General features: G+C 44.2%; 11 protein-coding genes. 1 reads left to right on the forward strand and 10 read right to left on the reverse strand.

Annotation, left to right across the window (positions count from 1 at the left end; all coding sequences use genetic code 11):
• The 8 genes from carB to ACYRYY_RS01560 all read right to left on the reverse strand — a co-directional run bounded on the left by carB (position 1) and on the right by ACYRYY_RS01560 (position 9,965).
• Positions 1-3,216, reverse strand: a complete 3,216-nt coding sequence (gene carB, locus ACYRYY_RS01525; RefSeq protein ID WP_460213727.1) for a carbamoyl-phosphate synthase large subunit — start codon at positions 3,214-3,216, stop codon at positions 1-3.
• Positions 3,217-3,347: 131 nt separating this feature from the next.
• Positions 3,348-3,884 (reverse strand): SWIM zinc finger family protein, encoded by a 537-nt coding sequence (locus tag ACYRYY_RS01530; protein WP_460213728.1) that lies wholly within the window; start codon positions 3,882-3,884, stop codon positions 3,348-3,350.
• 175 nt (positions 3,885-4,059) lie between these two features.
• The gene (gene recG, locus ACYRYY_RS01535) at positions 4,060-6,354 is read right to left on the reverse strand and encodes an ATP-dependent DNA helicase RecG (RefSeq protein WP_460213729.1); all 2,295 of its coding nucleotides are present in this window, start codon (positions 6,352-6,354) and stop codon (positions 4,060-4,062) included.
• 9 nt (positions 6,355-6,363) lie between these two features.
• Positions 6,364-6,816, reverse strand: coding sequence for a chemotaxis protein CheW (locus tag ACYRYY_RS01540; protein WP_460213730.1), 453 nt, complete (start codon positions 6,814-6,816; stop codon positions 6,364-6,366).
• 73 nt (positions 6,817-6,889) lie between these two features.
• On the reverse strand, positions 6,890-7,258 hold the full coding sequence (gene panD / locus ACYRYY_RS01545) for an aspartate 1-decarboxylase (RefSeq protein WP_460213731.1): 369 nt from the start codon (positions 7,256-7,258) through the stop codon (positions 6,890-6,892).
• Positions 7,259-8,107, reverse strand: a complete 849-nt coding sequence (gene panC, locus ACYRYY_RS01550; RefSeq protein WP_460213732.1) for a pantoate--beta-alanine ligase — start codon at positions 8,105-8,107, stop codon at positions 7,259-7,261.
• An 8-nt stretch (positions 8,108-8,115) separates the two neighbouring features.
• Positions 8,116-8,925, reverse strand: coding sequence for a 3-methyl-2-oxobutanoate hydroxymethyltransferase (panB, locus tag ACYRYY_RS01555; RefSeq protein WP_460213733.1), 810 nt, complete (start codon positions 8,923-8,925; stop codon positions 8,116-8,118).
• A gap of 503 nt (positions 8,926-9,428) precedes the next feature.
• Positions 9,429-9,965, reverse strand: coding sequence for a cupin domain-containing protein (locus tag ACYRYY_RS01560; RefSeq protein WP_460213734.1), 537 nt, complete (start codon positions 9,963-9,965; stop codon positions 9,429-9,431).
• Between the two features lie 223 nt (positions 9,966-10,188).
• On the opposite strand from ACYRYY_RS01560, the gene ACYRYY_RS01565 reads away from it, so the two are divergent.
• Positions 10,189-10,707: a gamma carbonic anhydrase family protein gene (locus ACYRYY_RS01565; RefSeq protein WP_460216444.1), complete on the forward strand. Its 519-nt coding sequence runs from the start codon at positions 10,189-10,191 to the stop codon at positions 10,705-10,707.
• Between the two features lie 64 nt (positions 10,708-10,771).
• On the opposite strand, the gene ACYRYY_RS01570 is transcribed toward ACYRYY_RS01565, so the two are convergent.
• On the reverse strand, positions 10,772-11,608 hold the full coding sequence (locus ACYRYY_RS01570) for a LysM peptidoglycan-binding domain-containing protein (protein WP_460213735.1): 837 nt from the start codon (positions 11,606-11,608) through the stop codon (positions 10,772-10,774).
• A 97-nt stretch (positions 11,609-11,705) separates the two neighbouring features.
• Positions 11,706-13,499, reverse strand: a complete 1,794-nt coding sequence (aspS, locus tag ACYRYY_RS01575; RefSeq protein ID WP_460213736.1) for an aspartate--tRNA ligase — start codon at positions 13,497-13,499, stop codon at positions 11,706-11,708.

The raw sequence follows: 13,499 nt of genomic DNA on the forward strand, positions 1-13,499 counted from the left end.
TTATTTCCCGAAATATTGCTGAATCGGTTTAACTGTCATTCCTTTATGGATTTTTGACTCAATAGCAGTCACAACAGCCTGCGCCGCTTCAAGAGTTGTTGCGTAGGGAACGCTGTAGCTTAATATAGCTCTGCGGATTGATTCAGAATCAAGCCTTGAGCGCCTTCCCGCAGGAATATTCAGGCAGAAGCTGATCTCCCTGTTTTTAACAGCATCAACAATATTGGGTCTGCCTTCGCTGACCTTTTTGATGCGCTCGACCGCTATTCCGTGTCCGGCAAGGAAATCATAGGTTCCTGCGGTGGAAACAACGGTGAAACCAAGCTGAACAAACTTCTTGGCAACTTCCAGAATGCCGTCCTTGCAGGCGTCTTTAACGCTTATAAAGACTTTTCCTTTTTCGGGAAGTTTATTGCCCGCAGCAAGCTGTGACTTGTAAAAAGCCATGCCGAAATCGGTATCGATCCCCATAACTTCGCCTGTGGACTTCATTTCGGGTCCGAGGACGAGGTCAGTTCCGGGAAATTTTACAAACGGGAATACCGCTTCTTTAACTGTATAGTATTCAGGGTAAATTTCTTCTGTGAAACCCAGCTCTTTTAATTTGATGCCCACCATCACCTTACTTGCGATTTTGGCGAGGGGGCGTCCGATTGTCTTGCTGACATAGGGGACAGTTCTGGATGCTCTGGGGTTTACCTCAAGGATATAAAGCTCATCGCCCTTAATCGCCCACTGAACATTCATCAGACCTATTACTTTAAGTTCTGTAGCTAACTTCTTGGTTTCAGAGATAATTTTAGCTTGCATATCTTTATTTATGGTGCGTGCGGGTATGGAACATGCCGAGTCACCGGAGTGTATTCCGGCTTCTTCAATATGCTGCATGATGCCGCCGATAACAACTCTCTCACCGTCACTGACAGAATCCACGTCAACTTCGATGGCGTTTTCAAGGAATTTATCAATGAGTACAGGATGATCATCGCTTGCTTCAACGGCATATTTCATATAGTTCACAAGGGCTTCACGCTCATAAACTATCTCCATCGCACGTCCGCCAAGTACATATGATGGGCGCACAACTACCGGGTAGCCTATTCTGTCGGCTATTTCAAATGCCTGCTGGTCGTTTTTGGCTATTCCGTTGGGCGGCTGTTTGATATTCAGCCTCTCTATAAGGTCTTTAAATCTCTCTCTGTCTTCAGCTATATCAATGCTGTCGGGGCTTGTTCCGAGAATCGGAACTCCAGCTTTTTCAAGGGGTACAGCGAGTTTAAGGGGTGTCTGCCCGCCGAACTGAACAATAACACCAATGGGTTTTTCCTTTTCGACTATGTTGAGAACATGCTCTTTGGTGAGCGGTTCAAAGTAAAGCCTGTCAGATGTGTCATAGTCCGTACTGACAGTCTCAGGGTTACAGTTAACCATGATGGTCTCATAGCCCGCTTCTTCCAGAGCGAACGAAGCATGGACACAGCAATAGTCAAACTCTATCCCCTGACCTATTCTGTTGGGTCCGCCGCCAAGGATTATAACCTTTTTTCTGTCTGTGGGTTCGGATTCACACTCATCCTCAAAGGTTGAGTAGAGATAAGGCGTATTTGATTCAAATTCAGCAGCGCATGTATCAACTCTTTTATAAACCGCTTTGCGGCGAGAGCTTCTTACATCATCATCATGTGTTTTCAGAAGTTTAGCGAGTCTTTTATCAGAAAAGCCGAGCCTTTTGGCTTTTTCCATCATGTCAGCTTCAACAGCCTTCAGAGAACCTTTTGCCTTGAGTTCTGCTTCAAACTCGATAATTTCCTGAATATTATCAAGAAACCAAGGGTCAATTGCACTGATAGCGTGTATTTCCTCTGTCGTATAGCCGGCCCTGAAAGCATCGCCTATGTACCACATGCGTTTGTCTGTGGGGCGGCGGAGGTATTTTTCTATCTCTTCCCTGACAGACTCCTTATGAAGCTCTTCAGTGGGGAAAACCTCGTCAAAGCCGGTTTTACCCGTCTCCAGAGAGTTTATTGCCTTCTGAAGAGACTCCTTGAAGGTTCTGCCTATGGACATAACCTCGCCAACTGATTTCATCTGCGTTGTAAGCCTGTCATCAGCGCCGGGGAATTTCTCAAAGGTAAATCTGGGGAATTTCACCACGCAGTAATCAATTGTGGGCTCAAAGGAAGCGGGAGTCTTTTTGGTAATATCATTGGGAATTTCATCCAGAGTATAGCCAACAGCAAGCTTGGCGGCTATTTTAGCTATGGGGAAGCCGGTTGCCTTTGAAGCAAGTGCGGAGCTTCTGGAAACTCTGGGGTTCATTTCGATGATGATCTGGCGTCCGTTTGCGGGATTCACAGCGAACTGAACATTTGAACCGCCAGTGTCCACCCCTATCTCACGCATAACCTTGATGGAGGCGTTGCGGAGCTCCTGATATTCTTTATCTGTAAGGGTCTGCGCCGGAGCAACTGTGATACTGTCTCCCGTGTGTACACCCATGGGGTCAAAGTTTTCTATGGAGCAGATAATAACCACGTTGTCATTGAGATCACGCATTACTTCAAGCTCGTATTCCTTCCAGCCGAGGGCGGATTCCTCCACAAGTATTTCATGCACAGGTGAGGCTTCGAGCCCCCATTCAACGTAGTTTTTATATTCTTCTATATTATAGGCAACGTTTCCGCCTGTTCCGCCGAGCGTGAATGAGGGGCGGATAATAGCGGGGAAACCGATGGAGTCAACACAGTCCATTGCCTGCTGATATGTGCGTACGATGGCGCTTTTGGGCATATCAAGACCGATTTTTGCCATAGCTTCTTTAAAAAGCTCACGGTCTTCAGCCTTCCTGATAGCCTGTACATTAGCACCGATAAGCTCAACCTTGTGCTTATCAAGCACGCCTGCATCATAAGCAGCAAGGGCAAGATTAAGCGCAGTCTGTCCGCCCACAGTGGGGAGAATTGCGTCGGGCTTCTCCGCTTCGAGGATTTTATCCAGAACTTCAACCGTAAGAGGTTCGATGTACGTTGCGTCGGCTATTTCGGGGTCTGTCATAATCGTGGCAGGGTTGGAGTTTATGAGTACAACTCTATATCCTTCCTCTTTAAGAGCTTTTACAGCCTGTGTTCCCGAATAGTCAAATTCGCAGGCCTGACCTATAACAATGGGTCCTGAACCTATAACCAGAATGGTTTTGATGTCGTTTCTTCTTGGCAACTCATCCTCCGAAATATATGGGCAAAATTGGAGTTTTATATCAGAATTATTTCTCTTTTACAACACCTGAAAAGCAAAAAAATTATACAAAAAAAAGCCCCTGAAATACAGGGGCTTTTTAAGCTTAATCTTTATTTCTGACTGCACAGAAGATACAGGCAGGCTATTTTGATAGGATCGGTTAATACATGGCTTTTCCCGTTCAGATCCTCCTTCACAATGGAGGATAACTGCTGCATGGAAATACCCGCAAGATCAGCTACCTGTGAAGAGCTGACACTCTTTCCCCGCACATCATCAAGAAGAGACTTAAGGGAAGTGGTTTTAATATAAAATTTAATATCATCAAAAGTTTTTATGTTTTTCCTTTCCAGTTTCCGGCTGCTTGCAAAGACCCACGGTGTGTAGATGTAAGTCAGGCCGAGAGCAGCGGCATGCTTGCAGAAAACCTCCTTAGAGTTATTACATTCGCATGAAAACCGGATTGGGTCTGAACTGATTTCGAGGGTGGTGACATAAGCACCGTGATTACCTTTGATTGTTCCCTTGAGAAGAGAACCCTCAACAGAGCACTCGATAAATTTACCGACATAGTTTTCCGCTCTCTGAAGGTTCAGAGGAGTGGAAATATTCCTGAGCTGTTCTTCGCTAAGCTTTGGCAACTGCATCGGTGACCTCCTTAATTTCTATACACGCCTGTGGTTTGCAAAGCAAACCCTCGCTGCGCACGGCGCATTCCCGTCAGCGGGAACGCAATGGGTTAATAAATTACTGACAACCAAACTTTCCTTTAGTTGGTGAAAAAAAACTCTCTATTATATATTAGTCCGACAAACTGACCGTCTACCCGATGTTAAGAAAGTCTATTCCGTCCTTCCAGCGGGTTTTCAGGGCTTCCAGAACCGTTTTATTGACAGGTTTTGCCAATTCAGGATCTTCTGACAGAAGCTCTTCCGCTTCCGCTCTTGCCCTATGTAATATTTTGACATCTTTTACGATATTTGAAAACCGAAACTGTGGCAAACCTGACTGTCTGGTTCCGAAAAAATCTCCTGGACCACGAAGTTCAAGATCTATCTCACTTAGCTTAAAACCGTCCGCATGCTGTTCCATTGCCTTTATTCGTGCTTTTCCGTCTTCGCTTATCTGTTTTGAATAAACCAGAACACAGTAGGACTGTTCCGCTCCCCTGCCCACTCTGCCTCTTAGCTGATGAAGCTGTGAAAGACCGAACCTTTCGGCATTTTCTATCACCATAACTGTGGCATCCGGCACATCCACTCCGACCTCTATTACAGTGGTAGACACAAGAACTTTCAGACTGCCGTTCTTAAACCCGTCCATCATAGCACGTTTTTCATCCGCCTTCATGCGACCATGGAGCAGTCCGGTTACATTTTCTCCGAAATATGCGGCTATTTCCTCAAAACCTTCAGTTGCAGCCTTCAGAGCAAGTTTATCGCTTGCATCGATCAGCGGATATATGAAATACGCCTTATGCCCCTTATCCAGCTCTTTCTTAACCGACTCAAATATCCTGTTACGGGAAGTCTCAGGGAAAGCTTTGGTAATAATGGGCTTTCTGCCCGGCGGCATAGCATCAATAACACTTATATCAAGATCACCGTAAAAAGTAAGAGAAAGAGTGCGGGGAATCGGGGTTGCTGTCATCAGAAGTATATCAGGAGTATAACCCTTCTCCACCAGTGTCTTACGCTGTAAAACACCGAAGCGGTGCTGTTCATCAATCACCACAAAGCCGAGAGAGGCAAATTCTGTATCTTCCTGAATCAATGCATGGGTTCCCACCACAAAATTTATGTGCCCTTCCCTTATCAATTCTTTGGAAGCTTTTTTATCCTTATCAGCCGTTGAGCCCGTGAGGAGCGCTGCGGTGTATTTTGTGCCGTTCAGAAAGTTAAGCAGACTGCGGAAATGCTGTTCCGCCAAAACCTCTGTAGGAGCAATTATTGCAGCCTGACATCCGTTTTTAACCGCAATCATGGCAGCAGTGAAGCAGACAATCGTTTTTCCGCTTCCCACGTCTCCCTGGATAAGTCTGTTCATTTGTTTCGGGCGTTTCATATCATTAAAAATATCCGCCAATACTCTTTTTTGGGCGGATGTAAGTTTAAAGGGCATCATGTTCCCGATTTCGTCGAGATATTCTGTTTTAACATCAAAAGCTATACCAGTGATCTCCTGATAAGTTCTCTTTTTCATCAGAAGTCCAAGCTGCAGATAAAAAAGCTCTTCAAATACAAAACGCTCGTAAGCCGGGTGACTCCGTGTCTGAAGCTTGCCAAGCTGGCTTATATCATCGGGAAAATGCAGTGTTTTCACTGCGGAACGTATGTCAGGATATGAATATTTATCAGCCAGACGAAGCGGCAGAGTATCCGGCATATATTCCAGATAATCATGCACAGCTCTGAACACTGCGGAAGCATAGGTTTTATGATTAACTGCTGTGGGAAGGCTGTAGACAGCACGGATCTTGCCTATATCCGCCTCGCTGATCATTTCAGGGTGGACAATGGAATATGAGCCGTCCATCCGGCCGATATTTCCGTACAGGTGATATTTTGTGCCGATTGTAAGCCCCGATGCGGGGTATGATTTGGAAAAATTAAACCACAAAGCCGAGAAAAAACCTGCTTCAGAGCGGAAAACAGCCTTATAGATACGTTTTTTACCTCTGGTGAATGTCGGTCCGTGAGTTTCCAGAACACCGGTAAGAACACCCTTCTCACTGCCTTCATAACCTATTGCCTCGTAACGGAAAGGAAAATGGAGAAGCACATCCTCCATATTTGTTATTCCGGCTTTTTCCAGTGCTTCCGCTGTTTTACCGCCAATGCCTTTGACTGTGGCAACAGAAGTCTGGAGTAAAACCGCCGCTTTAGTGTTTGAGGATGAACCTGCAATAAACATGGCAAGCTCATGGACAACAGCATCCAGCTCTGATAAAGATGGGCTTCCCTTCTCCGCTGTTTTTGCGGCAATTGATGAGAGTGTAGGGCTTAATTTTGCGGTATATTCTGCGATTGATAAAAGATATGAGGTCGGATTCTTGACGAAATCCGACCTGTTTTTCCCTATTGAATTAAGGAGTTTGCGAAGATTTCCAAGCTCCATGAGCCGTCATCAGAAATAGCTGAGAGCGCTTGCTTCGTTAGGGTTGAATATTTTATGAACATCAAGAATGATGATCATACCGTGCTTTGTTCTGGCTACTCCGTCAATATAGCCGGAGTTGACTCCAGTGGAGGCGCCGGGAGCTTTGTCAATTACTTCGGGGTCAAGGCGCAAAACTTCGTCAACGCAGTCAACCACAAAGCCGATCTTTTTGCCTTTTATATTAACGTTGATAATCCTTGTTTGCCCGCTTTCTTCAGGAACAGCTATACCGAGCTTCTTGCGAAGATCTACAATCGGGATAACCTGACCACGCAGATTTATAATCCCTTCCACAAATGACGGAGCTTTGGGAACTTTTGTAATATCCATCATGCGGAGTATTTCTTCTATATCCATTATATTGATGCCGTATTTTTCACCGCTCAGCATCAGACTGACTATTTGTCTCATTTCAGCCATGTGTAAACCTCTAAGCCCGTTTTATAAATAAATAATAACAGGATAACGGGTTGTTGGCAAGAACGAGGTTCTTCTAGACCAGAACACCGTCTTTCGCCACGATTTTATTATGCTCATCAAGCTGAACAACAGTGGGTTTGAAACCCTCAAGCTCTTTTTCATCCATCATGGCAAACGTAGCTATGATCACCCTGTCTCCAACCTGAACAAGTCTGGCTGCTGCGCCGTTGAGGCAGATTTCTCCGCTTCCTCTGCGCCCTTCAAGCACATAAGTTGAGAAACGGGCTCCGTTTGTTATGTTCCAGATATCAACCTTTTCAAACTCGATAATTCCTGAAGCGTCAAGGAGATCCTTGTCGATTGTGACACTGCCTTCATAGTTGAGGTCTGCATCAGTTACGGTGGCTCTGTGGAGTTTTGCTTTAAACATATTTCTGAGCATTTACATCACCTTAAAGATATTATTATCTATTAGCCTCGCTTTGCCTACATAAACAGCAAGAGCAAGCAGAAAGTCTTTTGTGAGATCCTTTACAGGCTTAAGAGTTTCAGGGTCCACAAACTGAACATAATCTATGCGTGTGTGAGGATGATCTTTTATAAAATTTTCAACGATTGTCTTAACTTCGGAAACTTCCGTTTCGCCGCCTTCAAGAGCTTCATAAACAAGGGCAAATGATCTGCTAAGGCAGAGGGCGGACTTTCTTTCATCAGCGTTCAGATAAATGTTTCTGGAGCTTAAGGCGAGCCCGTCTGTTTCTCTGATTATCGGCATACCAATAATTTTTGTATTCATATTCAAATCAGCAACAAACCGTTTGATAACCTGAAGCTGCTGATAGTCTTTCATTCCAAAATATGCCTTATGAGGCATGATTATATTAAGAAGTTTGGTAACAACCAAAGCAACTCCGTCAAAATGTCCGGGTCTTGAGCTTCCGCAAAGCCCGTCACTTATACCGGAAACGCTTATGGCAGTGCTGAAGCCTTCGGGGTACATTTCTTCCACTGACGGAGTAAACAGAAAATCTACCCCTGCTCCTTGAAGAAGTGCTGCATCTTTTTTAAGATCCTTAGGATAACGCTCAAAATCTTCCCCTGCGCCAAACTGTGTGGGGTTCACAAAAATGCTTACCACCACTATGTCATTCTCCTCTCTGCATTTTTTTACAAGACTCAAATGCCCTTCATGCAGATACCCCATTGTGGGCACAAAGCCTATCCTCTTGCCCACACATCTGAAAACATTAATTTCATCTCTTGATTCGGAAATCTTGGTTATAATTTTCACTAAGCACCTCAAAAACTGTGCTTTTCATCAGGAAAGGCGCAGCTTTTAACCTCTTCTATATAATTTTCTACCGCTTTTACAGCAACCTCTCTGAGGTTAGCATATCTTTTAACAAATTTTGGTGTGAAATCATTAAATAATCCGAGCATGTCATGATAAACAAGCACCTGCCCGTCACAGTTTACACTTGCGCCGATTCCGATTGTCGGGATAGACACAGCATCGGTTATCTTTTTAGCAGTTTCAGCGACTACGCCTTCAACCACAATTGAGAAAGCACCGGCTTTTTCCAGAGCAACAGCATCTTTAACAAGCTGTTCTCCGCCGTCTTTACCCTGAATCTTATATCCGCCCATTACATGAACTGACTGCGGCATAAGACCTATATGCCCCATAACATTGACACCCGCCTTCACAAGTTTTTCAACCAGAGGCGCTATCTCTTCACCGCCTTCAAGCTTTACAGCCTCAGCGCCGGATTCCTTAATCACACGGACACCGTTTTCGATAGCTTTTTCTGTGCTTACATTATACGTGCCGAACGGCAGGTCAGTTACAAGAAAAGCTCTTGTCAGACCTCTTTTCACTGCCTTTGTGTGGTAAATCATTTCATCAAGAGTGACAGGGATGGTGTTTTCATAACCGTTCATCACCATCCCAAGGGAATCACCGACCAGAACTATGTCAACACCTGCCTGATCCAGAATCTGTGCGGCAGTATAATCATATCCTGTAACGCATGTCACTTTTTCATTTTTTGATTTCATATTACGGATGGTAGAGACAGTAATCTTCTTGATTTCAGCGTGTTTGCTCACTTAGGCACGCTCCCATATCTTTTTTGCGAAGATCCGCAAGCGGGAGGCTTAACGAGGATATATTGAATTGTTAAGTCTCGGTCTTTTGAAGGATCCAAGCTGTGCTACATATAAGTAGTTATGAACCATATGTCAAGAAAAAATATATAAGGTTAAAATTGAGCAGATAAAAGTATGCTTTTTTGATTTGAATATCAGTTTGAAGATGAGCAACATTAAGAACCAAGCAACACCACAGGATGTGCCGACGCCGTGCGAACGAAGGGCGGTTAAACCGCCCGAGAGTGTGTATCACAATTTATGCAGTGCTTTATAAACGCTCCCAAGGACGGGAGCGCACCGTGTGAAGCGAAGCCGCATTTACTGCGGCGCAAGCGTGTATTAGAAACAGACAAAATTCACTTGAAGAGGCACAGGATGTGCCGACGCCGTGCGAACGAAGGGCGGTTAAACCGCCCGCGAGTGTGTATCACAAATTCCCATGGATGGAGAATTTGTGATTATTAAAATGACGGTGGCGTATCAACCCAGAAAGCTTTAGCAGGTTTATCCGTCCTGTTGCGTATCCTATGAGGAAGGTTTGAGCTAAAGTATATTGATTCGCCCTGTTTTACTTTGTATTCTTCTGTTCCTATTACGACAACAATCTCTCCTTCAAGCACATAGCCGAATTCTTCACCCACATGGTGATAACTGTCCGTACCTGTTTCTGAATAAGGTTCAAGATCGATTATGATAGGCTCAAGTTTTCTGTTAACAACCTTGGATGCAGGAAAAGTCATAGTAATGCTTTTGTTCTTGAGTACATTATAGTCTTCGTATGAAAAGGTGTTAACTATATTGCGTTCATCTTCAAAAAGCTCACTGATAGTAGTTCCCAGAGCATAACAGATTTTTTTAAGAGAAGCTATGGAAGGCGAGTTTTTGCCGTTTTCAATCTGGCTGATAAAACTCTTGGTAAACCCCGTCTTCTGTGAAATATCTTCCAGCGTAAGCCCCAGTCTTTTTCTGATGTCTCTCAGCTTGGTTCCGTATCCCATTAATAACCCCTGAATCTGATTTAATAATTATCCCTATTTCTATTATATATTAAACAGAGAAGTTTATGTCAAGTTATTTATTAACAGTGTTATTATAAAAATATCTATAAACCTAAGATATTTACGTAACAAATATATTTAACTGATGCGTGTTTTTGTGCGTAATGTTATATTAACTGCAAAATATTTCCATAACTTTTCAGGAGGTTACGCAGTGGAGAGAATGATTGCCAGACTGAACAAGGGTGCAACAAAGGGAGAGAAAGTATTCATAGCCGACAATGCGGTTATAATCGGTGATGTCACTCTGGGGGATGACTCAAGCATATGGTATAATGTTGTCTTGCGGGGCGATGTTGAGCGGATAGAAATAGGCAAATGCACAAACGTGCAGGATGGGAGCGTTATTCACGTTACTAAAAATAAATACCCCACTGTTCTCAAAGATTATGTAACCATAGGACACAGCGTAACACTTCATGGATGTACCATAGAAAACAATGTACTGGTAGGTATTGGGTCGGTCATTCTTGACAATTCCGTCATAGGCGAAAACAGTATAGTTGCTGCAGGAAGCCTTGTACCACCTAATAAAACCTATGAACCGGGCTCACTTATTATGGGCAGCCCTGCCAAAGCGGTCAAAAAACTTTCAGAAGCTGAAATACAAAGCATCCGAGACTATGCCGACAGATACGTGATTTATAAAGATGTTTACCTAGACCGAAAAATATCCGGATAACGAAAATAAAAAAGCCGCACCCGTTATGAGTGCGGCTTTTTTTATATAATTCTAACTTATGCTCTTATTTGCCATCGAAGAGTGACCAAGGTCCTCTGTTACGAGAGAACTTCTCAGCCTTGTCTTTGTCAGCAGCGGGAACATCTTTCATGATATCAAATACCTGACCGGGGAAAATAAGGTCGGGGTCTTTGATAGATGCTTCGTTAGCCCAGTAGATGATCGGCCACATAAAGGGGTTCATGTACTTAGCTTTAGATATGTTCCAAAGGTTGTCGCCTTTTACAACAGTGTACTTTTCAGAAGCAACAGCTTCTGATTCGACAGTTTTTGCAGCTTCAGCAGCGGCAAGCTCAGCAGCTTTAGCAGCGGCAAATTCTTCCTCAGCGTTTTTGAGGTCTTCGTTAGCCTGAGCTATGAGAGCGAGAGCTTCTTCACCCTTGCACTTGTCTGCAAGTTCTTTAGCTTTGTTATACTTATCAACGGCAGCCTTGTATGACGGAAGGTCATATTTTTCACCGTTCTCTTTATATCTGTCGATATTAGCTTTGAGAGCGGAAAGCTCAGCCTGAACTTTAGCATCGGTAGCTTTATAAGCATCGGCGTTTGCCTTAGCTTTTTCAAAGTCAGCTATTGCAGCAAGAAGATCTGCTTTTGCTGATTCGTAAAGTTCACCTTTTTTGCCGCCTTTTTCGGCTTCATCCATTTTCTTCTGAGCGGCTTCAAGCTTAGCTTTAGCTTCAAGATATTCGGGGAGCTGGCACTTCTCGGCTCCGCTATCCTTAGCTGCCTGCATGGCCGTCTTGGCCTGATCGAGTTCCTGAACGGGCGGTTTGCTGCATCCGGCAAGAGCGAAAGCAGAAAGCACCACAACCAGGAGCAGAAGTTTGTAGGTCTTCATACGGAATCCTCCCTTTTTCTTAATTATCTATTAAGATAATACCTTCTAAGGCTAACACAAGCCTAAAGGTCTGTCAAACCAATGACAGTTAAATCTTCTATTTGTTCTCAGCAACTTCAAATTTCATGTAAAGCTCTTTGAGCTGTTTATCATCAATGAAACTTGGGGCGTCGCTCATCAGGCATGTTGCTTTCTGAGTTTTGGGGAAAGCTATTACATCTCTGATAGATGTGGATTTTGTAAGGATAGTAGCTACCCTGTCCACGCCGAAGGCAATGCCGCCATGGGGCGGAGTGCCGTACTTAAGCGCATCAATGAAGAAACCGAATTTGTACGCCCTCTCCTCTTCTGTGAGACCGAGGGTGGCAAACATTTTCTCCTGAACATCGCTTCTGTGAATTCTGATACTTCCACCGCCGATCTCAGAACCGTTAAGTACGAGGTCATAGGCTTTCGCACGCATTTTACCCGGATCCGTATCAAACAGAGCCACATCTTCATCAAGGGGAGACGTGAACGGATGGTGCATAGCCGCCCAGCGTTTACCATCTGCATCCCATTCAAGGAGCGGAAAGTCAAGAACCCATACGAAGGAGTGTTTATCTCTGTCTATGAGACCGAGCATTGCGCCGAGTTTCAGCCTGAGCTTGGACATATAGAGATTCACAGTATATTTGTCGCCGGCTCCGAAGAAAATAATATCTCCGGGTTTGGCGTCCATTTCCTTAACAACAGCCGCAGCCACATCTTCGCCGAGGAATTTAACTATAGGTGACTGAAGTCCGTCCTCGTTAACTTTGATGTAAGCAAGACCGCCTGCGCCGAGTGAAACAACGAAATCAGTAAGGTCATCTATATCTTTTCTGGAAAATGCCTTGCCTGCGCCAATGGCGTTTACAGCTTTAACACATCCGTTTTTTTCAACTGCTTCATTAAACACTTTAAATCCGCAGCCTTTTACTGTTTCGTTTATGGTTTTAAGATAAAGCTCAAAACGAGTATCAGGAGCGTCATGACCGTATTTTTCCATAGCTTCATCATAGCTCATAGTGGGGAAGCCTTTTTCAAGCTTAACGCCAAGAACCTGATCGAAGATTGTGATGAAAAGCTCTTCCATGATGCCCATGAGATCTTTAGAGTCAATGAATGACATCTCAATATCAAGCTGAGTGAATTCGGGCTGTCTGTCTGCACGAAGGTCTTCATCACGGAAGCATCTAACTATCTGGAAGTAACGCTCGAACCCTGCGATCATCAGAAGCTGTTTGAACATCTGAGGAGACTGAGGCAGAGCATAACATTTGCCGGGGTTTACCCTGCTGGGTACAAGATAATCCCTTGCGCCTTCAGGTGTGCTTTTTGTAAGGAAAGGCGTTTCAACATCTATAAATCCTTTGGAATAAAGGAATTCTCTCATAGTTTTGGTTATCTGGTGTCTCATGATCAGGTTGCTTTTCAGCTCTGGTCTTCTGAGGTCGAGATAACGGTATTTCAGTCTGACGTCTTCACTAACATTGCTGTATTCATCAAGCATGAAGGGAGGAACTATAGATGTGTTGAGGATTTTAAGTTCCTCAACATTCACTTCCACTTCGCCTGTGGGGAGTTTTTCATTAAGTGAGCCTTCGGGTCTGGCTGCTACTTCACCTTTGATAGCTATAACAAATTCGCTTCTGAGGTTTTCAGCTTTTTCATGAACAGCCTTATTGAGTTCAGGGCTCATAACTATCTGTGTTAAGCCTTCTCTGTCTCTGAGATCCACAAAAATAACGCCGCCGTGGTCTCTTCTTCTCTGAACCCACCCCATGAGGGTAACCTTTTTCCCTATATCTGACGCTCTGAGAGCATTACAATCGTGCGTCCGTCTCCAGTCGCCAAGGTTTGAAACCAA

The organism is Geovibrio sp. ADMFC3 (assembly GCF_054687035.1).

Coding starts and splice junctions, on each gene's coding strand:
- ACYRYY_RS01565 (WP_460216444.1), top strand. CDS start 10,189: ATGATTGCCAGACTGAACAAGGGTGCAACAAAGGGAGAGAAAGTATTC.
- ACYRYY_RS01540 (WP_460213730.1), bottom strand. CDS start 6,816: ATGGCTGAAATGAGACAAATAGTCAGTCTGATGCTGAGCGGTGAAAAA.
- panD (WP_460213731.1), bottom strand. CDS start 7,258: ATGCTCAGAAATATGTTTAAAGCAAAACTCCACAGAGCCACCGTAACT.
- ACYRYY_RS01560 (WP_460213734.1), bottom strand. CDS start 9,965: ATGGGATACGGAACCAAGCTGAGAGACATCAGAAAAAGACTGGGGCTT.
- ACYRYY_RS01570 (WP_460213735.1), bottom strand. CDS start 11,608: ATGAAGACCTACAAACTTCTGCTCCTGGTTGTGGTGCTTTCTGCTTTC.
- ACYRYY_RS01530 (WP_460213728.1), bottom strand. CDS start 3,884: ATGCAGTTGCCAAAGCTTAGCGAAGAACAGCTCAGGAATATTTCCACT.
- recG (WP_460213729.1), bottom strand. CDS start 6,354: ATGGAGCTTGGAAATCTTCGCAAACTCCTTAATTCAATAGGGAAAAAC.